Origin of the sequence: Streptomyces sp. NPDC053513, assembly GCF_044544765.1 — a bacterium.
Classification (GTDB): Bacteria; Actinomycetota; Actinomycetes; order Streptomycetales; family Streptomycetaceae; genus Streptomyces; species Streptomyces litmocidini.
Genome location: NZ_JBITXP010000004.1, coordinates 90,099 through 114,163, shown reverse-complemented (window position 1 = coordinate 114,163; position 24,065 = coordinate 90,099). Strand labels below are relative to the sequence as shown.

Here is a 24,065-nt window from a genome sequence, read left to right as displayed (position 1 = left end):
CGGGGGACTCCACGAGCACGGAACCGGGCCCGGCCGTCGGCCGGCCCCCCTACCAGCCGCCCCGGTGGGCCTGGTGGGTGGTCGGGGTCGTGGTGCCGCTGATCGGCGTCCTCGCGACGGTCCTGGCGCAGACGCAGCGCGCGGGCGGCGCGGGCGCGCCACCCGCCCAGGGCGCGCCTCCCGCGGCCCCGTCCGCCACGAGCACCGCCCCGGCCGCCCCGTCGGCCTCCGCGACGCCCTCGGCTCCGGCGTCGCCGAGCTCCTCGCCGTCGGTCTCCTCGCCGCCCGCCTCCGTGCCGTCGCCGGGCCGGGCTCCCACCAGGGCCCCGGCGACGACCCCGCCCGCCCGGCGGTCCGAGGCGCCCGCCCCGCCGGCCCCGACCGCCCGGCAGGACGCCGACGGCGCCGTGGCGCCTCCCGTGGGTTCGCTCGTGCGGATCGTGAACGGCAACAGCGGCCTGTGCCTCGCGGTGCCCGGCGCGTCGACCGAGGTCGTCGACCTGAACCAGTTCGGCTGCGGCCCGTACGCCGACCACTTCTGGCGCCTGAGGGCCGCGGGCGCGGACGGCGCGGGCCGGACCCGCTACCGGATCGTGAACGGCAACAGCGGCTACTGCGCGGCCGTGCCGGCCGCGAGCAAGGACGCGGCGGTGCGCGTCAACCAGTTCCCCTGCGGCGACCACCCCGACCACTTCTGGCGGGTCGAGTACCAGAAGCGGGACGGCGGCGGGCGTCCGCTCTACCGGATCGTCAACGCCAACAGCGGGCTCTGCCTCGCCGTTCCCGGCGCGGCCGCCTACGAGACCGCGCCCGTCGACCAGGCCCCCTGCGGTCCGCGTGCCGACCGCCTCTGGCGGTTCGGCCAGGAGTGAGCCCTCAGCCCCGGTCCGACGGGCGGGCCAGGCGGAACGTCGACTTCGCCATGCGGCGGCGCCCCGCCGGGACCGCGACCGGGGCGACCTCCTGCTCCGGCGCGCCCACCTGCGGGACCAGGGTCGCCGTCCCCGGCCCCCGCCCCGCGAGCACCGCCGCGGGCGCCCCGCCGCGGCGGCGGATCGAGCCCGGGACCAGGGGGCGGCCGGAGGCGTGCCGGGCGACCGCCGTCATGGGGGCGGCGACCAGCAGGAGCAGGGCGCAGAGGACCAGGCCCATGCCCGGATAGCCCGCGCGGTCGGAGAGCAGGGAGCCGGTCACCGGGCCGCAGGCCACGCCGAGGGAGGAGGCCGAGCCGACCATGACGGCCCAGCGGCCGCGCGGGTCGAGGGAGGCGGCGAGGCCCAGGAGGTAGGACAGGACGACCGGGTAGACGGTGTTCCACAGGATCTCGCCGGTCGCGAAGCCGGCGAGGTCCTCGGCGGACGAACTCAGCCACACACAGCCCGCGATGACCACCGTGCCCGCGCCGATCGGGACCGCCCGGCCCAGGCGCGAGCCGAGCGCGCCCGCCGCCGTGACGCCGACGAGGCCCGCGCCGAGCGCCGCCGCGAAGACCGCGCCGACGGTGACCTCGGAGAGGCCGGCCTGGGTGAGTCCGATGCGCCCGCTCACGCCCCACAGGGCGTTCTGCGCGAGGGACCAGCACAGGATGCCTCCGGCGAGCACGGCACCGGCCCGCCGGCAGGGGAGGGGCCCCGGGACCGCCGTGTCCCCGGGCCCCCTGCCGGAGACCGCGGCGGCCGCCGAGGACTCCCGTACCGCGCGCGTGGCCGCCGACGCTTCCTGCGCTGTGCGCGCGGCCGCCGAGGACTCCCGCACCGCGTGCGCGGCCGCCGACGGCTCCCGCACCGCGCGCACGGCCGTCGACCGCTTCCGCACCGCGCGCCCGGCGTCCGGCAGTCGGCCCGTGGCCGGCCACGCCAGGGTCGACGCGCAGGCGATCGCGAGGAGCGGGGCGGCGTGGCCGCCGCCCAGGTGCGGAAGGGTCAGGTAGAGGGCGCCCGCCGTCGCCGAGACGGAGAGCAGGCCGAGGGTCGAGGCGCGGTGCGGGTCGCGCTGCCCGGCGATCCCCGCCACGGCCACCGCCGTCGCCGTGCCCGAGCCGAGGCCGCCGAGGACCGCGCCCGCGACCACCAGCGGCACGAGGCCGGTCGCGGCGGCGGAGCCGTATCCGACGGCCATCGCGAGCAGTCCGGCGCGGGCGGCGCGGCGCGGCGCGATCCGCTCCCCGCGCGCGGCGAGCGCGAAGCCGGCGGTCGAGGAGCCGAGGAGGAGGACGGAGCCGACCAGGCCCGCCTGGGCGGGCGTGAGGCCGAGCCCGGCGGAGAGGCGGCCGACGACGGTCGGCAGCAGGTACGGGGCGAGGTAGCCGGCGGTGAAGAGGGCGACGAGGGCGGCGAGGGCCCCGCCGCGGGTCCGCGAGGACATGGGCGTTCCCAGGAACGGAAAGGGAGGGGAGGGGTGGAGCGCCCGGGGCGTGCGCGGGGCACGGGGGTCGCGGACCATGTGTATCAAGCGGGCGGGCGGCCGGAGAAGGTGGTTTCCGCCGGTTCGGCGTGTGATCCGGGTCACCAACGGTTTGGCGGGCGGCGACGGGGGTAAGAGGGCGTATTTCTGTGCGCCCCGCCCGTCCCCCCATCCCCATCAGGCACACTGATCTGATCCGCACCGCGACCGGGGAGTCTGCCGTGACCACAGCAAGGGGAGAGCAGCCGCAACACGACGCAGGGGTCGACCCGTTGGTGTGCCTGCGCGAGCCCACCGACCCGGCCTGCGACGTCTTCCTGACCGGCACCGTCTTCCTGGACATCATCTTCACCGGCCTGGACAGCGCCCCCGTCCGCGGCACCGAGTCCTGGGCCCGGGGGATGGGGTCGAGCCCGGGCGGCGTCGCCAACATGGCCACTGCCCTCGCCCGGCTCGGACTCCGCACCTCGCTCGCCGCCGCCTTCGGCGACGACCACTACGGCGAGTACTGCTGGGACGCCCTGGAGCAGGGCGAGGGGATCGACCTGTCGCTCTCCCGGACCGTGCCCGGCTGGCACTCGCCCGTCACCGTCTCCATGGCCTACGAGGGCGAGCGGACGATGGTCTCCCACGGCCACGAGGCCCCGCCGCTCGACGGCGCCCTGCCCGCCTACCCGCCGCACGCGCGCGCCGCCGTCGCCTCCCTCGTGCCCGGCCGCTCCGAGGACTGGGTCGCCCAGGCCGCCCGCGGCGGCGCCAAGGTCTTCGCCGACGTCGGCTGGGACGACACCGGCCGATGGGACCTGGCCGGCCTCACCGACCTCCAGCACTGCGAGGCCTTCCTGCCCAACGCCGCCGAGGCGATGCGCTACACCCGCACCGAATGCCCCCGGGCCGCCGCCCGCGCCCTCGCCGACAAGGTCCGCTACGCCGTGGTCACCCTCGGCGCCGAGGGCGCCTACGCCGTGGACGGCGCCACCGGCGAGACCGCCGAGGTCCCCGCCATCCAGGTCTCCGCCCTCGACCCGACCGGCGCGGGGGACGTCTTCGTCGCCGGTTTCGTCACCGGCACCCTCGCCGACTGGCCGCTCGCCGACCGGCTCGCCTTCGCCGGCCTGACCGCGGCCCTGTCGGTGCAGGAGTTCGGCGGCTCGCTGTCCGCCCCGACCTGGGGCGAGATCGCCGCCTGGTGGCAGCACGTCCAGGGCCACGCCCGGCAGGACCCCGAGGCGCTGCGCAGCCGCTACGCCTTCCTGGAGCGGCTCCTGCCCGCCCCCGCCCGCGCGTGGCCGCTGCGCAGGGCCGTGCCCACGATCGGGTTCAGGGCGGCCCACCCGTAAACCGCTACGGGCTTGTCGGTACCTGGTCGTAGGCTTGGTAGCCGAGAGGTCGTCGAGCGGCGAGGACCCCGCAACGGGAGGTATGCGCAGGCCACAGTGCCGGCCCATGACTCACACACCCACAGCCCACGACGGAGCGCCCCGCGAGGAGGCGCCCGGACAGGCCCGCGCCCACTTCACCGTCCCCGCGAAGCACCCCATGGTGACCGTCCTCGGATCCGGTGACTCGCTGCTCCGCGTGATCGAGCGGTCGTTCCCGGCGACCGACATCCACGTGCGGGGCAACCAGGTCAGCGCGGTCGGAGACGCGACGGAAGTCGCCCTGATCCAGCGCCTGTTCGACGAGATGATGCTGGTGCTCCGCACCGGTCAGCCGATGACGGAGGACGCAGTGGAACGCTCGATCGCCATGCTCAGGGCGAGCGGGAACGGATCGGCGGAGGCCGGCGAGGAGACCCCCGCCGAGGTCCTCACGCAGAACATCCTCTCCAGCCGGGGACGCACGATCCGCCCCAAGACGCTCAACCAGAAGCGGTACGTCGACGCGATCGACAAGCACACGATCGTCTTCGGCATCGGCCCCGCCGGCACCGGCAAGACCTACCTCGCCATGGCGAAGGCGGTCCAGGCCCTGCAGTCCAAGCAGGTCACCCGGATCATCCTGACCCGCCCCGCCGTCGAGGCGGGCGAGCGCCTCGGCTTCCTGCCCGGCACGCTCTACGAGAAGATCGACCCGTACCTGCGGCCGCTCTACGACGCCCTGCACGACATGCTCGACCCGGACTCCATCCCCAAGCTGATGGCGAACGGGACGATCGAGGTCGCGCCGCTGGCGTACATGCGCGGACGGACGCTGAACGACGCGTTCATCATCCTCGACGAGGCGCAGAACACGAACCCCGAGCAGATGAAGATGTTCCTCACCCGCCTCGGCTTCGACTCGAAGATCGTCATCACCGGTGACGTCACCCAGGTCGACCTGCCGAACGGCACGAAGAGCGGTCTGCGGCAGGTCCGGGACATCCTCGACGGGGTCCAGGACGTGCACTTCTCGACGCTCACGTCGCAGGATGTCGTCCGGCACAAGCTCGTCGGCCGTATCGTCGACGCGTACGAGCAGTACGACAGCCGCAACGGGAAGTAGCAGAAACAGCACATGTCGATCGACGTCAACAACGAGTCCGGCACCGAGGTCGACGAGCAGGCGATCCTCGACATCGCCCGCTACGCGCTCGCGCGCATGCGCATCCACCCGCTCTCCGAACTCTCGGTGATCGTCGTGGACGCGGAGGCGATGGAGCAGCTCCACATCCAGTGGATGGACCTGCCCGGACCGACGGACGTCATGTCCTTCCCGATGGACGAGCTGCGCCCGCCGTCGAAGGACGACGAGGAGCCCCCGCAGGGCCTCCTCGGCGACATCGTGCTCTGCCCCGAGGTCGCCACCCAGCAGGGCAAGGACGCGCCGACGCAGCACTCCATGGACGAGGAGCTCCAGCTCCTCACCGTCCACGGCGTGCTGCACCTGCTCGGGTACGACCACGAGGAGCCGGACGAGAAGGCCGAGATGTTCGGCCTCCAGGCGGCGATCGTCGACGGCTGGCGCGCGGAGAAGGGGCTCACCGGCCCGTCCCCGGCGCCGACCGTCTCCTGACCCCGATGGACGCTTCGCTGATCCTCGGCGCGGTCGCGCTGGTCGTCGTCGCCTGGCTCGCCGCCTGCGCCGAGGCCGGTCTCGCCCGCGTCTCCAGCTTCCGCGCCGCCGAGGCCGTCCGGTCCGGGCGGCGCGGCTCGGAGAAGCTCGCCCAGGTCGCCGCCGACCCGACCCGCTATCTCAACGTGGCGCTGCTCGTCCGCGTCGCCTGCGAGATGGCGGCCGGCGTCCTCGTCACGTACGCCTGCCTGGAGGCCTTCCCGGAGACCTGGGAGGCGCTCCTCGTCGCCATCGTCGTGATGGTCCTCGTCTCGTACGTGGCCGTCGGCGTCTCGCCGCGCACCATCGGCCGCCAGCACCCGCTGAACACGGCGACCGCCGCCGCGTACGTGCTGCTGCCGCTGGCCCGGATCATGGGTCCGATCCCGCAGCTGCTCATCCTCATCGGCAACGCGCTGACCCCGGGCAAGGGCTTCCGCAAGGGCCCCTTCGCCTCCGAGGCCGAGCTGCGGGCCATGGTCGACCTCGCCGAGCAGGAGTCGCTGATCGAGGACGAGGAGCGCCGGATGGTGCACTCGGTCTTCGAGCTGGGCGACACCCTCGTCCGCGAGGTGATGGTGCCCCGGACCGATCTCATCTGCATCGAGCGGTACAAGACGATCCGTCAGGCCCTCACCCTCGCGCTGCGCTCCGGTTTCTCCCGGATACCGGTCACCGGCGAGAACGAGGACGACATCGTCGGCATCGTCTACCTGAAGGACCTGGTCCGCCGGACCCACATCAACCGGGACTCCGAGGCCGACCTGGTGTCCACCGCGATGCGGCCCGCCGCCTTCGTGCCCGACACCAAGAACGCCGGCGACCTGCTGCGCGAGATGCAGCAGGAGCGCAACCACGTCGCCGTCGTCATCGACGAGTACGGCGGCACGGCGGGCATCGTCACCATCGAGGACATCCTGGAGGAGATCGTCGGCGAGATCACCGACGAGTACGACCGGGAGCTGCCGCCCGTCGAGGAGCTCGGTGAGGACCGCTACCGGGTCACCGCCCGCCTCGACGTCGGCGACCTCGGCGAGCTGTACGGCTTCGGCCCCGACGAGTACGACGACGAGGACGTGGAGACCGTCGGCGGTCTGCTCGCCAAGGCCCTCGGCCGGGTCCCGATCTCGGGCGCCAGGGCGGCCGTGGAGCTGCCGGACGGACGCTCGCTGCGGCTGACGGCCGAGGCTTCCGCCGGCCGCCGGAACAAGATCGTCACCGTGCTCGTGGAACCGCTGGAACCGGAGGAGAAGCCGGAGTGACCCCCGACGAGCTGCGAACCTTCTGCCTGGACTTCAACGACGCGACGGAGGAGTTCCCCTTCAGCCCGGAGGTCTCCGTCTTCAAGGTCGCCGGGAAGATGTTCGCGCTCTCGTGGCTCGACGCCGAGCCGCTGCGGGTCAACCTCAAGTGCGACCCGGACGAGGCGGTACGGCTCCGCCGGGAGCACCCGGCGATCGCTCCCGGGTACCACATGAACAAGCGGCACTGGAACACCGTGACCGTCGGAGAGCTCCCGGACCGGATGGTCCGGGAGCTCGTCGAGGACTCGTACGACCTGGTGGTCGCGGGTCTGCCGAAGGCCGTACGACTCCGCCTCGACAGGCCCTGACCCACAGGCGGTGCCGGAGGCCTCAGGACCGGCGCCGCAGGCCGAGGGCGACCACGGCCGCCGCGCCCAGCACGATCGCCGCGTCCAGGGCGATGACCGTGCGGACACCGGCGAAGAGGTCCGAGCCGGTGGTGGCGAGCACCCCGAGCAGCGGGATGCCGACGGTGAGACCGACCTGCTGGGTGGTGGTGACCAGACCGGTCGCCAGCCCCTGCTCCTCGTCGCGGACGCCGGAGGTGACGGTCACGCCGTACGAGATGATCGCGCCGAGGTGCAGCATCGACGCCAGGGAGACGGCCACGGTCGCCAGGACCGCGCCGGACTCCCGGCCGACGCCGAGGATCGCGGCGGTGAGCAGGCCCTGGCCGAGCAGCGAGACCACCAGGGTGCGCTGGGCGCCGAACCGGCCGATCACCCTCGGGGTGAACATGCCGGCGACGACCGAGACCGCGCCCTGGACGCCGAAGACGATGCCGGAGGCGAAGGCCGAGAGGCCCAGGGTCCCCTGCAGGTACAGGGTCAGGACGAAGACGATCGTCGACATCATCGAGAAGGTGACCAGACCGCCCAGGTTGCCGAAGGCGACGGTACGGCGGCGCAGCACCGGCAGCGAGACCAGCGGGGCCGGGTGCCGGGACTCGATCACGCCGAAGGCCACGAGCAGCAGCACGCCCAGGGCGAGGGCGACGGGGACGTCCACGCCGCCGAAGCCGCGCTCGGCCGCCGTCGTCAGGGCGTAGATCAGGGAGAGCAGACCGCCGGTGACGGTCATCGCGCCGGGCACGTCGAGGCGGGGCCGCTCGGGGGTGCGGGACTCGGGCAGCAGGCCCGGGGCGAGCGGCAGCACGATCAGCGTGAAGACGGCGAGCAGGGCCATCGTGGAGCGCCAGCCGAGGGTGTCGGTCATGACGCCGCCGAGCACCATGCCGATGGTGAAGCCGAGGGACATCAGGGTGCCGGAGATGCCGAGGGCCCTGGCCCGCAGCGGGCCCTCGGGGAAGACGGTGGTGAGCAGCGCCATGCCGGTCGGCACGATCGCCGCCGCGCCCAGGCCCTGGAGGGCCCGGCCGGCGAGGAAGGCGCCGGGGCTCCAGGCGAGGGTGGCGAGCAGGGAGGCCGCGCCGAAGAGCACGAGGCCGGAGAGGAAGAGCTTCTTGCGGCCGAAGAGGTCGCCGATCCGGCCGAAGAGCAGCAGGAAGCCGCCGGAGGGCAGGGCGAAGGCGGTGACCGCCCACTGGAGGGCGGACGGGTCGAAGCGCAGGTCGGCGCCGAGGACGGGCAGCGCGACGTTCAGGACGGAGAAGTCGAGCGCCACCATGAACTGGGCGGCGCACAGCACGAAGAGGACGAGCCGGTCGCGGCCGGTGAGGGCCGGGGGAGCGGCCGGGGCGGTGGAGGGCGAGGCCGGGGAGGCGGAGGCGGGGGAATCGGGCGGGGTGGTCGTCGTTGCCATGCCCCCACCTTCGGCGGGCGGGAACAACGCCGGGGAGCGGGTACTTATCCTGTTGGTCGTACCACCAGGCATCCACCATGCGTCCAGGGGGAGGAAGCACACGTGGCCACCGCTCTCGAGAGTGCCGGCGCGAAGCAGCACCGACTCGGCGAACTGCGCGAGTTCCTGATGAGCCGTCGGGCCCGGGTCAGCCCGGCCGAGGCGGGCCTCCCGGACGGCGGCGCGCGCCGCCGCACCCCGGGCCTGCGCCGCGAGGAGGTCGCGGTCCTCGCGGGCGTCGGGGTCTCCTGGTACCAGTGGCTGGAGCAGGGCCGGGACATCACGGTCTCCCCGCAGGTCCTCGACTCGGTGGCGCGGGTGCTGCGGCTGAGCCCGGCCGAGCGGCGCCATCTGTACGTCCTGGCGGCGCTGAACCCGCCGCCGCTGGAGGCGGCCCCGGAGGACCTGGACATGTGCCACGGCCTGCGGCGGCTCATCGACGCGTGGATGCCGTTCCCGGCGCACATCATGGACCAGTACTGGAACACCGTGATGTGGAACGACGCGGCGGCGATCGTGCTCGGGATGCGCAAGGAGATCGTGCAGAACTGCCTGATCGCGTTCTTCACGGACCCGCTGTACCGCTCGCGGTCGAAGCGCTGGGAGGAGCTGGCACCGAAGATCGTCGCGCAGTTCCGCTCGGCGTGCTCCGAGTGCCCGGACGACGAGGGCTTCCGGGCGGTGGTCGAGGAGGCCAAGGAGCTCAGCCCGGAGTTCGCGGAGCTGTGGGAGCGGCGGGACATCCTGCCGGGCGGCCAGAACCGCAAGGAGATGGAGCACCCGCTGGTCGGCACGCTGGTCGTCGAGGCCACCCAGCTCAGGGTCCCGGCCCGCCCGGACCTGGTGATCGTGATGCACACCCCGCTCCCGGAGGCCGACACGGCCGAGAAGCTGGAGTGGCTGGTGTCGCCGGAGGGGCGCCGCGGGGCGATGTACCCGGTCGCGGGCTGACACCCGGCCCCGGTCGCGGGCGGACCCGGACCGGTCGCCGGCCCTGGTCCGCCGGCCGGGCGGGTCGCGGGCTGAGACCCGGGGCGATCACGGGCTGAGACCGGACCGGGCGCGCCCCGGGCCCCGACCTATGCTCGGTCCATGACACTCAGCAGCGAGCACGGCGACCTCGGCGCCGAGGACCTCAAGATCATCACCCTTGCGCGGAGCGCCCGCGCCCGTAACGGCGTCCCCGAGGGCGCGGCCGTGCGCGACGAGACGGGCCGCACCTATGTGGCCGGCACCGTGGAGCTGGAGTCGCTCAAGCTGAGCGCCCTGCGGACCGCGGTCGCGATGGCCGTGGCCAGCGGCGCCGAGTCCCTGGAGGCGGCGGCCGTGGTGTCGAACGCCGAGGCCGCCTCGGAGGAGGACCGCGCGGCCGTACGGGACCTGGGCGGCCCGGAGACCCCGGTGCTGCTCGCGGGCCCCGACGGCAAGCTGCGCGCGGCGGTCACGGCGGGCTGAGGAAGCCGGTCAGGGCAGCGGGGGCCGGGCGGAACGCCGGGCCCCCGCGTCTTTGTGTGTTTGTGAAGGATCACCGCGTCTTCTCTTGCCTTCCCGTGCCGTCTGCGCGTCAATGACAGCGGTTCGTCCGACGGACCGTCAGATCTCCATCGTTCACGCAGTGTCCGCACCCCTGCGTTCGGCATCGGAAGGGGTTCGAACCCACCATGAGAAGCAGAAGCACCTTAGGGACCGTCGCGGTCCTCACCGGGGCGCTCGCCGCCGCCGGACTCGCCTTCGCCCCGACGGCCGGCGCCGTCTCCCCGGGCTCGGCGACGGCGACGTACGACTGCGGCAGCTGGGGCGGTGGCGCCGCCACCCTCACGGCCACGCAGAGCGGCACCGCCGCGACCATCACCATCAGTTCCTCCGTCACGACGCCGATCGCGGTCGGCGCCGACACGATCAGCTCGACCCTGACGATGGCCAAGGCCGGCGGCGGCACCCGGGTCTTCACCGGGAAGAAGAACCCGGCACGCGCCGCCGGACAGTCCGTCGTCATGGGCCCGCTGAGCGGGACCGTGGCCTCGGGTGACAGCCTCAACTCGTACTTCGCGGGGGTCGCCCTCAAGATGGTGATCTTCGGGGTCACGGTGAACTGTGACGCGGTGACCTCGCAGTCGCCGGGCCCGTTCGTCTTCAGCTGAGCCCCGTCCCCACCCGGACCGGTGTCGCCTTTCGCGGCACCGGTCTCTGTCGTGACCTGCGGTGTGACCTCTGTCGCGACCTCCGTCGTGACCTGCGAAAACGGCGGAAATCCGCCGATCTTGACAGTATCTGATGGGTCATCAGTCGATGTGTTTCGATTCCATTGACTTCTCTCCGCCCGCAGCCGTCAATGGCGCCCACTCATCCCTCAGGAGGGGGCACACCATGGCATTCACCCGATCCCGGGCGGTGACCCGAAGACGGCGCTGGACCGCCGTCCTCGGCGTCACCGCCCTCGCGGTCGCCGGCACGGGCGCGCTCGCCGCCCCGGCCGGCGCGACGACCACCTCGCAGACGGTGGACTTCCAGACCCGCTGCGTCCCGCCGCCGATCGCCGGCATCCCGCCCATCGAGGGCACCACCACCGCCCGGATCACGGTCGACAAGCCCAGCCCCAAGGTCGGCGAGACCGTGACCGTGACCTACACCGTCACCAAGCCCGCCGCGTCCAACCCCGTCGACCTCGCGCTCCCGGCCGACATCATGACGCCCAGCGGCAAGGTGGTCCTCGGCGGCGCCCAGACCGGCACGGTCACCGTCACCGGCCCCAAGAAGAACCCGCCGGTCCCCGGCAAGGGCTCCTTCCCGGCCTTCTCGATGACGGGCACCTTCACCGCCACCGAGGCCGGGTCGATCACCCTCTCGCCCGGCGACTACAACATCCACACCAGCTACCTCATGGAGCTGGACACCCCCTGTACGGTGCTCAACCCGCCCGCCCCGGTCTCCGAGACGGTCGTCGCGAGCCCCGTGACCAGCCCCAACCTCCGCGCGCTCCAGCTCGACAACGCCTCCGGCGACCCCGGCGTCCGGGTCACCGTCACCGGCTCCAAGTTCACCCCGCTCACCGAGGTCACCGTCGCCGGCCGCGCCGGAGCGGCGGAGACCGCCGACAGGATGACCGTCACGACCGACGGCGAGGGCGGCTTCGCCGCGCGCCTGAAGGTCAACGACCCGGCGACCACCGGGATCGTGGCGTACGAGGGCTCGGCCTGGGACCCCGAGAAGGGCGCCGGACCCGTCGCGTACAAGGTGATCGTCCCGGCCCCGCCGAACAGCCAGACGATCACGGCGGCCGTCAACGCGGGCGAGCTGTCCATGACGCAGGCCGGGGACGCCGTCCAGCTGTCCTCCGTCGACTTCGGCGCGGGCGGCGCGGCCACCGGAGCCCTGCAGACGGTGACCGTCAAGGACTTCCGCGGCGGCCCCGCCGGCTGGTCCCTGACGGGCAAGGTCACCGACTTCACCGGCCCCGGCGGCGCCATCGGCGGCGACAAGCTCAGCTGGACCCCCGCCTGCACCGCCAAGGCCGGCAGCCCCAGCGCCTGCGCGGCCGGCTCGGCGGGCCCGGTCGGCAGCGGCGGCGCGACCCTCGCCTCCACCCCGAACGGCACCCTCACGGGCGGCGAGTTCACCGTCGACGCGCAGCTCTCCCTCGACGTCCCGGCGTTCACCGCGCCCGGCTCGTACGCGGGCGTGCTCACGCTGACCCTGTCCTGACCGTCCCGCGGGCCGGGCGCGCACCCGGCCGGCCCGCCCCGATCCGCACCCCGGGGGTCCGCACCCGTGCGCAAGCTCTCCGCACTCCTCCTGAGCACCCTGAGCGCCCTCGCCGTGCTGCTCGGCCCCGCGCCGGGCGCCCGGGCCGCCGAGAACGGCGAGTGGGCCGTCTACCCGGCCGCCTCCCGGCTCGGCGGCCGCCCGTACTTCTACCACTCCGCCGATCCCGGCACCACGCTCACCGACCGCGTCACCGTGGCCAACAAGACGTCCGCCCCGCTCACCTTCCGGCTGTACGGCGCCGACGCCTACAACACCGACCGGGACGGCGGCTTCGCCGTCCGCACCCAGCGGGAGAAGCAGACCGGCGCCGGAGCCTGGATCAAGCCCGAGCGGACCCGGATCACCGTCCCGGCCCGCTCCGCCGTCACCGTCCCCTACACCCTGACCGTGCCCGCCGACGCCGACCCCGGCGACCACCCCGGGGCCCTCGTCGCCCTCGACGAGCGGATCGCCCGGGGCGGCGAGGGCTCCGTCGCCGTCGGCGTCCAGCGCGCGGTCGGCGCCCGCGTCTACCTCCGGGTCAACGGGCCGACCGTCCCCGCCCTCGCCGTCGAGGACGTCACCCTCGACCAGGACCGGCCGCTGGTCCCCGGCACCCGTACGAGCAGCGCCCTCGTCTCGTACACCCTGCACAACCGGGGCAACGTCACCCTCGACCCCAAGGTCGTCCTGAAGGCCCGGGGCCTCTTCGGCCGCACCCTCCTCGACCGCGACCTGACCGGGGTCCCCGCCGAGCTGCTGCCCCGGCAGAAGATCCGGCTCACCGCGCGCTGGACCGGCTCCCCGCAGCTCGACTGGGGCGACGTGACCCTCACCGCCACCGCGAAGGACGTGAAGGAGACCGGCACCGTGTCCTTCCTGGCCCTGCCCTGGTTCGCCGCCGCGGTCCTCGTCGTGGGCGGCGCGGCCGGGCTGTACGGGCTGCGGATACGGCGCCGCCGGGCACTGAGTGCGTGACGCGGGCGCTCATCGGGGACAATGGCCCCCATGAGCGCTCGCAACCAAGAAACCGAAGCCGTCCACCGGGCCGGCTTCGCCTGCTTCGTCGGCCGCCCCAACGCGGGCAAGTCCACCCTCACGAACGCTCTGGTCGGCCAGAAGGTGGCCATCACCTCGAACCGGCCGCAGACCACCCGGCACACCGTGCGCGGCATCGTGCACCGCCCGGACGCACAGCTGATCCTGGTCGACACCCCCGGCCTCCACAAGCCGCGCACCCTCCTCGGCGAGCGGCTCAACGACGTCGTGCGCACCACCTGGGCCGAGGTCGACGTCATCGGCTTCTGCCTGCCCGCCGACCAGAAGCTCGGCCCCGGCGACCGCTTCATCGCCAAGGAGCTCGCCGAGATCAAGAAGACCCCCAAGGTCGCGATCGTCACCAAGACCGACCTGGTGGACTCCAAGACCCTCGCCGAGCAGCTCATCGCCATCGACCAGCTCGGGCGCGAGCTGGGCATCGAGTGGGCGCAGATCGTCCCCGTCTCGGCCGTCGGCGACAAGCAGGTCCAGCTCGTCGCGGACCTGCTCATCCCGCTCCTGCCGGAGTCCCCGCCGCTCTACCCGGAGGGCGACCTCACGGACGAGCCGGAGCAGGTCATGGTCGCGGAGCTGATCCGCGAGGCCGCGCTCGAAGGCGTACGGGACGAGCTGCCGCACTCGATCGCGGTGGTCGTCGAGGAGATGATCCCGCGCGAGAACCGCCCGGCGGACCGGCCGCTGCTCGACATCCACGCGAACGTGTACATCGAGCGCCCCAGCCAGAAGGGCATCATCATCGGCCCCAAGGGCAGCCGCCTCAAGGAGGTCGGCATGAAGTCCCGCAAGCACATCGAGGCGCTCCTCGGCACCCCGGTCTTCCTCGACCTCCACGTGAAGGTCGCGAAGGACTGGCAGCGGGACCCCAAGCAGCTGCGGAAGCTGGGCTTCTAGGGGTCCCGCCACCCTCCGGCCGGAGGACACCCCCCAGGCCCCCCAGGGCTCACGCCCCTTCCTTGAGGACCCTCGTGACGAGGGTCCTCTGGGCGTCCGTGAGGTGCGGGTCGCGGCAGTGGACCGTGCGGCCGTCGACGGTGATCTCGTACGAGAAGCCGTCCGGCACGCCCCGGCCGCGACCGTCGTCGCCGTCCGCGACGGCGGCGGCGACGAGGGACTCCCACTCGGGTCCCGAGACCTCCACCTCCGCCGACCGCTCGATGCCCGCGAAACCGCCCGTGCGTCGCACTCGAATCCGCATGGGCCCTGTCTACCAGCCGGTCACTCGGCGGGCACCCCCACCGCCGTCCAGGCCTTCAGGACGGCCTGGATCTCCTCCCCGTCGCCGTACCGCGCCCGCGCCGCCGCCACGGTGGCCCGCGCGAACTCCGAGAAGCGGGCCTCCCCGGTCAGCGTGCCGCCGGTCATCACGTCGTACCAGATCTGTCCGGCCCGCTCCCAGGCGTTCCCGCCGAGCTCGGTGGCCAGCAGGTAGAAGGCGTGGTTGGGGATGCCGGAGTTGATGTGCACGCCGCCGTTGTCGGAGCTGGTGCGCACGTAGTCGGCCATGGTGGCCGGCTGCGGGTCCTTGCCGAGGACGTCGTCGTCGTAGGCCGTGCCGGGCTCCTTCATGGAGCGCAGCGCGACGCCGTTGTCGACGGCGGGGCCGAGGAGCCCGGCGCCGATCAGCCAGTCGGCCTGGGCGGCGGTCTGACCCAGCGCGTACTGCTTCACGAGCGAGCCGAAGACGTCGGAGACCGACTCGTTGAGCGCCCCGGACTGGCCGTAGTAGGCGAGGTCGGCGGTGTGCTGGGTGAAGCCGTGCGCCAGCTCGTGGCCGATGACGTCGACGGGGAGCGTGAAGTCGAGGAACAGCTCGCCGTCGCCGTCGCCGAACACCATCTGCTCGCCGTTCCAGAAGGCGTTGTCGTACTTCTCGTCGAAGTGGACGCTCGCGAGGAGCGGCATGCCCGCGCCGTCGATCGAGCGGTGGCCGTAGGCCTTCGCGAAGAGGTCGAAGGTCGCGCCGAGACCGGCGTAGGCGCGGTTCACGGTGGCGTCCCGCACCGCGGCGTCCCCCTCGCCGCGCACCTGGGCGCCGGGCAGCTCCGTGCGGTGACCGGCGTCGTAGACGGTGCGCTTCGGCCGGTCGGCGGGCCCGGCGTCCGCGGGGGCGGCCGGGCCCTGCGCGCGCGCCGTGCGCTGCGCCGTGTCCACCAGGAGCGTGCGCCGGGCGGCCTCGGAGATCGCCGGGTCGTCGGATTCCGCGAGCCGCTCCAGGATGTGCGGCGGGACGATCGTGCAGAAGGCGGGCGGGTGCTGAGTCATCTCTCGAATGTGGCACTGTGTGATCTCACTGTCACGGGATGAGACAAGGATTGGCGAAATGGAGTGATAGGTCACCTTTCGCCCTTGACGCACCGGCCGTCCCGCATACTGAAACAGGACGTCCGCCTTCCACGGACCTGGGCTATGGTGACGCACATCATGCGTTTCGGGCTGCTTCTCCTTAGCTGCCGCGGCGAGGGCCTGTAGTCGTAGGCCGACCCCCTCCCCGCGGGTTTCGGTGCTGCGTTCGACAGTCGGCCGTCCTACTTGCTGGACCCGAGGAGCCCTACGCAATGTCCCAGTCGCCTTTCGTCAGCCGCCCCACGCCGATCACCAACGCGACCCACACGCAGCAGCCGTCCGGGATGCCGATCCACAAGTACGGCCCGTACGAGGCCGTCGTCCTCCCCGACCGGACCTGGCCCGAGAAGCGCATCACCAAGGCGCCCCGCTGGCTGTCCACCGATCTGCGCGACGGCAACCAGGCCCTGATCGACCCGATGTCCCCGGCCCGCAAGCGCGAGATGTTCGACCTGCTCGTACGCATGGGCTACAAGGAGATCGAGGTCGGCTTCCCGTCCTCCGGCGAGACCGACTTCGCGTTCGTGCGCTCCATCATCGAAGAGGGCGCCATCCCGGACGACGTCACCATCTCCGTCCTGACCCAGGCCCGCGAGGACCTGATCGAGCGGACCGTGGAGTCCCTGAAGGGCGCCAAGCGCGCCACCGTCCACCTGTACAACGCGACCGCGCCCACCTTCCGCCGGGTCGTCTTCCGCGGCTCGAAGGAGCAGATCAAGCAGATCGCCGTGGACGGCACGCGGCTGGTGATGGAGTACGCGGAGAAGCTGCTGGGCCCGGAGACGACCTTCGGCTACCAGTACAGCCCCGAGATCTTCACCGACACCGAGCTGGACTTCGCCCTGGAGGTCTGCGAGGCGGTCTGCGACGTCTGGCAGCCCGGCCCGGGCCGCGAGATCATCCTCAACCTGCCCGCCACCGTGGAGCGTTCGACGCCGTCCACGCACGCGGACCGGTTCGAGTGGATGGCCCGGAACCTGACCCGCCGCGAGCACATCTGCATCTCCGTCCACCCGCACAACGACCGCGGCACCGCCGTCGCGGCGGCCGAACTGGCCGTCATGGCGGGCGCCGACCGCGTCGAGGGCTGCCTGTTCGGCCAGGGCGAGCGGACCGGCAACGTCGACCTGGTGACGCTGGGCATGAACCTGTTCTCGCAGGGCGTCGACCCGCAGATCGACTTCTCCCAGATCGACGAGATCCGCCGCACCTCCGAGTACTGCAACCAGATGGAGGTCCACCCGCGCCACCCCTACGCGGGCGACCTGGTCTACACCGCCTTCTCCGGCTCCCACCAGGACGCCATCAAGAAGGGCTTCGACGCCATGGAGGCCGACGCGGCCGCCCAGGGCAAGACCGTCGACGAGATCGAGTGGGCCGTCCCGTACCTGCCGATCGACCCGAAGGACGTCGGCCGCTCCTACGAGGCCGTGATCCGGGTCAACTCGCAGTCCGGCAAGGGCGGCATCGCGTACGTCCTGAAGAACGACCACAAGCTGGACCTGCCCCGCCGGATGCAGATCGAGTTCTCGAAGATCATCCAGCAGAAGACCGACAGCGAGGGCGGCGAGGTCACGCCGGCCGCGATCTGGGCCGTCTTCCAGGACGAGTACCTGCCCAACCCGGACAACGCCTGGGGCCGCATCCAGCTGCGCTCCGGCCAGACCACCTCCGACACCGACGGCACGGACACCCTGACCGTCGAGGCGGTCGTCGACGGCGTCGACACCGTCCTGACCGGCTCCGGCAACGGTCCGATCTCCGCGTTCTTCGCCGCGCTGCAGTCCATCGGCGTCGACGCCCGCCTGCTGGACTACCAGGAGCACACGATGAGCGAGGGCGCCTCCGCGCAGGCCGCCTCGTACATCGAGTGCGCCATCGACGGCAAGGTCCTGTGGGGCATCGGCATCGACGCCAACACGACCCGCGCCTCCCTGAAGGCGGTCATCTCGGCGGTCAACCGCTCCGCCCGCTGACCCCCGGCGCCCCGTCGTCCGCCGCCCCGCACCCTTCCTCCCGGAGGGTGCGGGGCGGCGGCACGTCCGCCACCGTCCCGGCCCCGTCCGCCACCCCGGAGGGTGATCTCGCGACGAACGGTTCGGCCATCGGGCCCGGAACGATCGCCGCCGCCGTGGCCGCCGGCGGAGGCTTCCTGGCCTTTGCGAAGCGCCGCCGCCGTGCCTCCCGAGGCCTCTCGGGGCGGTGTCGTGTCTCGGCCATCTCCACGGCGAAGTCCTGACGGGGTGCTGACGGCACATCAAGGATGTGGCTAACATCACGCCAACGCCGGCAGTGCAGCCGGGCCGTTGAGGAGGTGCGTGTGCGGTCTGCCCGGAATTCACGTGGTGGGAAGGTGACCGTCTGCGGGATCCGGACCTCCTGGAACACCGTCGGAGACGGCGAGTTCTTCTGCGAGGAGTGCGGGGGCGACCGGAACTACCGGCGGCGCACCGGCCGCCGCAGGTTCGCCGTCCTGGGCGTCCCCGTCCTGCCCCGGGGCTGTACCGGCCCCGTCGTCGAGTGCGCGGCCTGCCACACGCACTTCGGTACGGAGGTGCTCGACCACCCGACGACGAGCCGTTTCTCCGCGATGCTGCGGGACGCCGTGCACACCGTCGCCCTCGCCGTCCTCGCGGCCGGCGGCACCGAGTCCCGCGAGGTGCTGGACCGGGCCGTCACCGCCGTCCGGTCCGCCGGCTTCGCCGAGTGCACGGCCGTCCAGCTCGTCGACCTCGTCGAGGCGCTGGAGGCCGACACCGGACGCTTCATGCCCGAGGTGAACCCCGAGGGGACGCTCCTGTCGATCGAGCTCCACGAGGCCCTGGAGCCGCTCACCCCGCACCTGGCCCCCGCCGGACGGGAGTCGATCCTGCTCCAGGCAGCCCGGATCGCCCTCGCGGACGGGGCCTACACCCCGGCCGAGACCGAGGTCCTCGGGACCGTCGGCAACGCGCTCGCGCTCGCCCCGGAGGACACCGTCCGCCTGCTGGCCTCGGCCCGTACCGTTCCCTAGGTCCCTAGGTCCCTAGGTCCCTAGGGGACGATGTTCTGGTTGAGCCGGAACACGTTGTCGGGGTCGTACCGGCGCTTGACCGCACGCAGCCGGTCGTAGTTCTGGCGGTAGTTCACCCGCACCCGGTCCTGGTCGTCGGTGTCCATGAAGTTCACGTAGCCGCCCTCCTGGGTGTGCGGGCGCAGCGCCCTGTCATAGGCGCGGGTCCAGGCGATGTTCCGCTCCGAGTCCGCCGGGTCGGTCCACGTGCCGCCGAAGGAGTGCGAGAAGGCGGCGTCCCGGTAGGCGAACGCGGTCTCCTCCGGTCCCACCTCGTGGCACGCCCCGTCGATCGGGAAGATCGCCGTGTCCGACTCCATCGACGGCATCGTCGCCCCGAACTCCATGTGGGCTGCGATCGCCCCGTCCGACAGCCCGCGGCTGAAATTGCCCTTCCAGTAGTGGTAGAGGCCGGGCGGCAGCTGCTCGTCGAAGAGGGTGTTGACCAGCGGGTACGGCATCCGGTCCATGAACCGGCCGACGACCGGCCCCAGGCCGTCCAGCAGGGCGAGGACCTTCTCGTCCTCCTCCGCCGGGCCGCTGTAGCAGGTGAACGCGGCGCAGATCGGACGCCCGTGCCAGCGCTCCGGAAGGAACGGCTCCTCCGGGCCGAGGGCCAGGACGAGGATCACGTTCAGCTCCACCGGGGCGGCGGCGTTCAGCTCCCGCCAGGCGCGGGCCACGTCCCCGTCGAGCGGATAGCAGGTGATGCCGCCGAAGATCACGTCGACGGGGTGCAGGCGGTACGCGAGCGAGGTGACCACGCCGAAGTTCCCGCCGCCGCCGCGCAGCGCCCAGAACAGGTCGGCGTTCCGGTCCCCGTCGCAGGTGACGAGCGTGCCCTCGGCGGTCACCACGTCCGCCGCGATCAGGTTGTCGCAGCTCAGGCCGCAGCGCCGGGCCAGGTGCCCCATGCCGCCGCCGAGCGTCAGGCCGCCGAGGCCGGTCGTCGAGACCACCCCGCCGGTGGTGGCGAGCCCGAAGGCGTGGGTCGCGTGGTTGAAGTCGCCCCAGGTGGCGCCGCCCTCGGCCCGCGCGGTGCGGGCCTCCGGGTCGACCCGGACGCCGCGCATCCGGGACAGGTCGACGACGAGGCCGTCGTCGACGGTGCCGAAGCCGGCGACCGAGTGGGAACCGCCGCGCACGGCCAGCGGGAGCTCGTGCTCCCGGGCGTACAGCACCGCCGCCATCACGTCGCCGGCGTCGACGGCGTGCACGACGACGGCGGGGTGGCGGTCGTGCAGGGCGTTGTAGACCCGGCGGGACGTGTCGTACGAGGGGTCGCCGCGGGTCACGACGGTGCCGCGCACGGCACCGCGAAGCGTGTCCAGGGGGTGGGTGGTGGTGGTCATGCTCCCGGTGTACCCGGGCGGCGCCCGGGCCCGCATCACTCGAATGACCCATGCCCACGACGGGCCGCCCTACCCGATTCACCCCACCCCACCCACGGACCCGCACCACGCGGGGCCCACGCCCGCCGGGGCGGCGCCCACCCGCCCGCGCGGGGCCCGCGCCCGTGCTGGGCGGTGCCCCCTGTCCGTGCGGGCCGCACCCGCCGGGGCGGTGCCCTCGCCCACCCCCGTGTGGGCAATCGTCCCGCTGGGGCGGGACGGGTGGGCACACGGGACGGCGCGCTTAAGCGGCGCCTCCGCGTTCCGCGCCTTGACCCGCACCACCGGTGCGCTGTGCACGGGGTGCGGGTTCAAGCGCGGGAGCCTCTGGCGCCGGCAGGGCGCGGGTCCGTTGTGCCCACCCGTTCCGCCCCAGCGGAACGATTGCCCACAACGGGGGGCGCGGGGGCACTGCCCCAGCAGGCGCAGCCCGCAACGGGGGGCAGGGGTATCGGCCCGGCGGGCGCAGCCCACAACGGGGTGGGCGGGGGTATCGGTCCGGCGGGCGCAGGCCCACAACGGGGGGGTACCGCCCCGGTGGGGGTGGGTGGGCACCGCCCGGTGGGGGTCAGGGCAAGTTGTGGGCGTACGCGTAGGCCGTGGCTGCCGCGCGGGAGTTCACGCCCAGCTTCGCGAAGATGTTGTTCAGGTGCCGCCCCACCGTGTGCTCACTGATCACCAGCGCCCGCGCGATCTCCTTGTTCGTCCCGCCCGACGCGACCAGGCGCAGCACCTCCGCCTCCCGGGCCGTCAGCCCGCCCGGCAGGCGGCGGCGTGTCAGCAGGGCGCCCGCCCGCCGGGTGTCCGGCCCGGCGCCGAGCCGTTCGAAGACCGCCCGCGCCGCGCCCAGTTCCAGGCGGGCCGCCTCCTCGTCGCCCACCGTCCGGTCGGCCGCCGCGAGCAGCATCCGTACCTGCGCCGCCTCGTACGGCACGCGCAGCTCCAGCCAGCCGGCGAGCGCCCGCCGCAGCAGCCGCAGCGCGGGCTCCGGCCGGGCCTCCGCCAGGGCCACCGCGCCCCGCGCCGCGTCGGCCATCGCCCGGAGCAGCGGTACGTCCCCGGCCAGCACCTCCAGCTCCGCCGCCGCGCCCGCCGCCCCGGGCACGTCACGGACGGCGAGGGCCACCTCGGTGCGGGCGGCGAGCAGCCGGGCCCGGCCGAGGAGGTCGTGCCGGGCGTCGCTCTGGCAGGCGAGGGCCAGGTCGACGCCGGCCACGGCGGCCTCGGCCCGGCCCTGGGCCAGGCGCAGCAGCGCGAGGCCCGGCTGCGGGATCCGGCCCAGCTCGTGGGCGTGCGCGTACGAGACGGCGGCCTCCTCCAGGCGGCCCTGGCGCCGCTGGACGTCCCCGGCGGCGTAGTACGCGGCGGCCGCCGACTCCAGGCAGTCCACCGGCACCTCCCGGCACGCCTGCCGGGCCTCCGCCTCGGCGAGCGCCCACGCCCCGAGGAGGTCGAGCACCTCGACCCGGTGCGCCCGGCACACGCCCCGGAAGGGGTTCTCGCCGGAGGGGACGCCGATGGGCGCGGCGACGCCGTCGCCGGGTCCCGCGCCCGTCCACGGCGGGGCGCACCACTCCATCGCCGCGTTCGTCCATTCCACGGCGCGGGCGAAGTCGGCGGACTCCATGCACTGGGTGATGGCCAGGCAGTACAGGAAGCCCGTGAACATGCCGCTCAGTTCGCCCGCCGTCACCGCGCACATCGCCTCGTCGAGGTGGGTCAGGGCCTCGGTGCGGCGGCCCTGGGCGAGGAGCGCCGCGGCGGTGGCCTGGCGGGCGAGGGCCAGCAGGTCGGGGCTCTCGGCGCGGAGGGCGAGGCGGGTCATGCGGCCGGCCGCCGCGAGGGCCGCCGCGTGGTCGCCGCGCGCGGTGGCCTCCTCGGCGTCCGTCCAGGCGAGGAAGCAGTGTTCGGGGCCGGGCGGCAGGCCCTCCAGGTGGTGCCGGGCGCGGTGCAGCCAGCCAGCCGCGGCCGCGGGCCGCCCGAGGCCGGCGTACTCGTAGTGGAGCCACCAGGCGGCGAGGCCGGCGCCCCGGCGGTCGTGGGCCGCGACGTACGCGGCGTGCGTCCGCAGCCGGGCGGCGACGGACTCGTCGACGTGCCCGGACCACCAGGCCGCGTCGGAGAGGACGTCGAGGTCCTCGGCGGTCAGGGCGTGCGTGGGGTGCCGGTCGGCCTCGCGCAGCAGTACGTAGGCCTCGGCCCAGGACTCCCGGGCCGCCGCGGACCGTGCCCGCTCGACGGCGGGGGCCTGCTCGACGGGGACGGCCATCGCCGCTCACTTCCCTTCGGGTCCTTCCAGGATATGAGCGCGTACGGCCCCGGGCCCGCCGACCGGGACCTCGGGCGGGGAACGGGCCGACCCCCGCCGGAAACGGATCGGCCCCCCACCGGGAACGGGTCGGGCCCCCGCCGGTACGTGACCGGTGGGGGCCCGGGGGGCCTGGGCGTGTCCGTCAGCCGAGGTCGACGCCGGACGCGCGGAGCATGTCCTCGCGCTCGACGATCTTCACGCGCTCGCGGCCCTGCGCCTCGCCGAGGGCCTTCTCGGCGGCGTCCAGGGCGTACCAGCCCTCCCACGTCGTGTACGTGACGCCCTTGCCCTCCAGGAAGGACACGACCGCGTCCTCCTCCGGGGTCTCCGGCGTGAGCAGGCGTCCGTTCGCGAAGTCGTCCAGGAGGTTCGCGACGGTCTCGTTGGCGTCGCCCTTGGTGTGGCCGATGAGGCCGACGGGGCCGCGCCGGATCCAGCCGGTGCAGTAGGTGGAGGCCATGTGCGCGCCGGTCTCCTCGACGACGCGGCCGCCCTCGTCCGGGATGGTGCCGGAGACGGCGTCCCAGGGGATCTTGGGCAGCTCGTCGGAGAGGTAGCCGACGGCGCGGTACACGGCCTGGACGTCCCAGTCGGTGGTCTGCCCGGTGCCCTTGACGTTGCCGGTGCCGTCGAGCTCGGTGCGCTCGGTGCGCAGGCCGACGACCCGGCCGTCCTCGCCGAGGATCTCGACGGGGGACTCGAAGAAGTGCAGGAAGAGCTTGTGCGGGCGGTCGCCGACGTCGCGGATCGCCCAGTTCTCCAGGGTCTTGGCGACCATGTCGGTCTGCTTGTTCTTGCGGCGCTCGGCGATCGAGCCCTCGTCGTAGTCGATGTCCTCGGGGTTGACGATGACCTCGATGTTCGGCGAGTGGTCGAGCTCGCGCAGCTCCATGGGGCTGAACTTCGCCTGCGCCGGGCCGCGGCGGCCGAAGACGTGGATCTCGACGGCCTTGTTGGCCTTGAGGCCGTCGTAGACGTTCGCCGGGATCTCGGTCGGGAGGAGCTCGTCGGCCGTCTTGGCGAGGATGCGGGCGATGTCGAGCGCCACGTTGCCGACGCCGAGGACGGCGACCTTCTCGGCCTCCAGGGGCCAGGTGCGCGGCACGTCCGGGTGACCGTCGTACCAGGAGGCGAAGTCGGCGGCGCCGTACGAGCCGTCCAGCTCGACGCCCGGGATGCGGAGCTCGCGGTCGAACATGGCGCCGGTCGAGAAGATCACCGCGTCGTAGAAGGAGCGCAGGTCGTCGAGGTGGACGTCGGTGCCGTAGTTCACGTTGCCGAAGAGGCGGACCTGCGGCTTGTCGAGGACCTGGTGGAGGGCGGTGATGATGCCCTTGATGCGCGGGTGGTCGGGGGCGACGCCGTAGCGGATCAGGCCGAAGGGCGCGGGCATCCGTTCGAAGAGGTCGATCGACACGCCCGGCTCGGCGGCGGCCTCGGACTTCAGCAGCGCATCGGCGGCGTAGATTCCGGCGGGGCCGGCGCCGACGATCGCGACCCGGAGGGGGCGGGGCATGACGGGGTTTCCCTTCGCAAGCGACGTGGCGGCGAGGCCGCCGACACTTAGGCCACCCTAAATAACCCCTCGCGCGGTGAGGTACCCGCCCCCGGTCTATGGCCTCATA

General features: G+C 73.3%; 22 protein-coding genes. 14 read left to right on the top strand and 8 right to left on the bottom strand.

What is annotated here, in order from left to right; genetic code table 11:
• Positions 1–49: 49 nt before the first annotated feature.
• Positions 50–451: a hypothetical protein gene (locus ACIGW4_RS08385; protein WP_398708772.1), complete on the bottom strand. Its 402-nt coding sequence runs from the start codon at positions 449–451 to the stop codon at positions 50–52.
• Between ACIGW4_RS08385 and ACIGW4_RS08380 the strand changes: the two genes are divergently transcribed.
• Complete coding sequence (locus tag ACIGW4_RS08380) at positions 441–872, top strand: RICIN domain-containing protein (RefSeq protein ID WP_398708774.1); 432 nt, start codon at positions 441–443, stop codon at positions 870–872. The genes ACIGW4_RS08385 and ACIGW4_RS08380 overlap by 11 nt on opposite strands.
• A gap of 4 nt (positions 873–876) precedes the next feature.
• On the opposite strand, the gene ACIGW4_RS08375 is transcribed toward ACIGW4_RS08380, so the two are convergent.
• Complete coding sequence (locus tag ACIGW4_RS08375) at positions 877–2,364, bottom strand: MFS transporter (RefSeq protein WP_399579245.1); 1,488 nt, start codon at positions 2,362–2,364, stop codon at positions 877–879.
• Positions 2,365–2,624: 260 nt separating this feature from the next.
• Here ACIGW4_RS08375 and ACIGW4_RS08370 point away from each other — a divergent pair, with 260 nt between their 5' ends.
• From ACIGW4_RS08370 to ACIGW4_RS08350, 5 genes are all read left to right on the top strand, one after another.
• Positions 2,625–3,743, top strand: a complete 1,119-nt coding sequence (locus ACIGW4_RS08370; RefSeq protein WP_123452180.1) for a carbohydrate kinase family protein — start codon at positions 2,625–2,627, stop codon at positions 3,741–3,743.
• Positions 3,744–3,849: 106 nt separating this feature from the next.
• Complete coding sequence (locus tag ACIGW4_RS08365) at positions 3,850–4,887, top strand: PhoH family protein (protein ID WP_123452178.1); 1,038 nt, start codon at positions 3,850–3,852, stop codon at positions 4,885–4,887.
• A 12-nt stretch (positions 4,888–4,899) separates the two neighbouring features.
• A complete protein-coding gene (gene ybeY, locus ACIGW4_RS08360; protein WP_041129173.1) occupies positions 4,900–5,397 on the top strand; it encodes an rRNA maturation RNase YbeY in 498 nt (165 codons plus the stop codon).
• A gap of 5 nt (positions 5,398–5,402) precedes the next feature.
• Positions 5,403–6,698 carry a hemolysin family protein gene (locus tag ACIGW4_RS08355; RefSeq protein WP_123452176.1) on the top strand — a complete coding sequence of 432 codons (1,296 nt, stop codon included), beginning with the start codon at positions 5,403–5,405 and terminating at the stop codon, positions 6,696–6,698.
• Positions 6,695–7,048 (top strand): MmcQ/YjbR family DNA-binding protein, encoded by a 354-nt coding sequence (locus tag ACIGW4_RS08350; protein WP_123452174.1) that lies wholly within the window; start codon positions 6,695–6,697, stop codon positions 7,046–7,048. The genes ACIGW4_RS08355 and ACIGW4_RS08350 overlap by 4 nt, the downstream gene beginning before the upstream one ends.
• 22 nt (positions 7,049–7,070) lie before the next feature.
• On the opposite strand, the gene ACIGW4_RS08345 is transcribed toward ACIGW4_RS08350, so the two are convergent.
• Positions 7,071–8,501, bottom strand: a complete 1,431-nt coding sequence (locus ACIGW4_RS08345; RefSeq protein ID WP_398708778.1) for an MFS transporter — start codon at positions 8,499–8,501, stop codon at positions 7,071–7,073.
• A 168-nt stretch (positions 8,502–8,669) separates the two neighbouring features.
• Between ACIGW4_RS08345 and ACIGW4_RS08340 the strand changes: the two genes are divergently transcribed.
• From ACIGW4_RS08340 to era, 6 genes are all read left to right on the top strand, one after another.
• Positions 8,670–9,491 (top strand): helix-turn-helix transcriptional regulator, encoded by an 822-nt coding sequence (locus ACIGW4_RS08340; protein ID WP_123457320.1) that lies wholly within the window; start codon positions 8,670–8,672, stop codon positions 9,489–9,491.
• A 141-nt stretch (positions 9,492–9,632) separates the two neighbouring features.
• Positions 9,633–9,995: a cytidine deaminase gene (locus tag ACIGW4_RS08335; RefSeq protein WP_123452170.1), complete on the top strand. Its 363-nt coding sequence runs from the start codon at positions 9,633–9,635 to the stop codon at positions 9,993–9,995.
• A 206-nt stretch (positions 9,996–10,201) separates the two neighbouring features.
• On the top strand, positions 10,202–10,681 hold the full coding sequence (locus ACIGW4_RS08330; RefSeq protein ID WP_123452169.1) for a hypothetical protein: 480 nt from the start codon (positions 10,202–10,204) through the stop codon (positions 10,679–10,681).
• A gap of 226 nt (positions 10,682–10,907) precedes the next feature.
• Positions 10,908–12,242, top strand: a complete 1,335-nt coding sequence (locus tag ACIGW4_RS08325; protein ID WP_359587622.1) for a beta-xylosidase — start codon at positions 10,908–10,910, stop codon at positions 12,240–12,242.
• A 66-nt stretch (positions 12,243–12,308) separates the two neighbouring features.
• Positions 12,309–13,262 (top strand): WxL protein peptidoglycan domain-containing protein, encoded by a 954-nt coding sequence (locus tag ACIGW4_RS08320; protein WP_399579237.1) that lies wholly within the window; start codon positions 12,309–12,311, stop codon positions 13,260–13,262.
• Positions 13,263–13,283: 21 nt separating this feature from the next.
• Positions 13,284–14,234 (top strand): GTPase Era, encoded by a 951-nt coding sequence (gene era / locus ACIGW4_RS08315; RefSeq protein ID WP_123452163.1) that lies wholly within the window; start codon positions 13,284–13,286, stop codon positions 14,232–14,234.
• 49 nt (positions 14,235–14,283) lie between these two features.
• Here the strand turns inward: era and ACIGW4_RS08310 are convergent, their stop codons facing one another.
• Positions 14,284–14,538: a protealysin inhibitor emfourin gene (locus tag ACIGW4_RS08310; protein ID WP_123452161.1), complete on the bottom strand. Its 255-nt coding sequence runs from the start codon at positions 14,536–14,538 to the stop codon at positions 14,284–14,286.
• 20 nt (positions 14,539–14,558) lie between these two features.
• Positions 14,559–15,605 carry a M4 family metallopeptidase gene (locus ACIGW4_RS08305; RefSeq protein ID WP_399579233.1) on the bottom strand — a complete coding sequence of 349 codons (1,047 nt, stop codon included), beginning with the start codon at positions 15,603–15,605 and terminating at the stop codon, positions 14,559–14,561.
• 293 nt (positions 15,606–15,898) lie between these two features.
• Between ACIGW4_RS08305 and leuA the strand changes: the two genes are divergently transcribed.
• A complete protein-coding gene (gene leuA / locus ACIGW4_RS08300) occupies positions 15,899–17,662 on the top strand; it encodes a 2-isopropylmalate synthase (RefSeq protein WP_123452157.1) in 1,764 nt (587 codons plus the stop codon).
• 344 nt (positions 17,663–18,006) lie between these two features.
• Positions 18,007–18,699: a TerB family tellurite resistance protein gene (locus tag ACIGW4_RS08295; protein ID WP_123452155.1), complete on the top strand. Its 693-nt coding sequence runs from the start codon at positions 18,007–18,009 to the stop codon at positions 18,697–18,699.
• A 20-nt stretch (positions 18,700–18,719) separates the two neighbouring features.
• On the opposite strand, the gene ACIGW4_RS08290 is transcribed toward ACIGW4_RS08295, so the two are convergent.
• From ACIGW4_RS08290 to ACIGW4_RS08280, 3 genes are all read right to left on the bottom strand, one after another.
• Positions 18,720–20,090, bottom strand: a complete 1,371-nt coding sequence (locus ACIGW4_RS08290; RefSeq protein WP_399579228.1) for an FAD-binding oxidoreductase — start codon at positions 20,088–20,090, stop codon at positions 18,720–18,722.
• 607 nt (positions 20,091–20,697) lie between these two features.
• On the bottom strand, positions 20,698–22,398 hold the full coding sequence (locus tag ACIGW4_RS08285) for a LuxR C-terminal-related transcriptional regulator (protein WP_399579226.1): 1,701 nt from the start codon (positions 22,396–22,398) through the stop codon (positions 20,698–20,700).
• Positions 22,399–22,582: 184 nt separating this feature from the next.
• Complete coding sequence (locus ACIGW4_RS08280) at positions 22,583–23,956, bottom strand: FAD-dependent oxidoreductase (RefSeq protein WP_359587628.1); 1,374 nt, start codon at positions 23,954–23,956, stop codon at positions 22,583–22,585.
• Positions 23,957–24,065 lie beyond the last annotated feature (109 nt).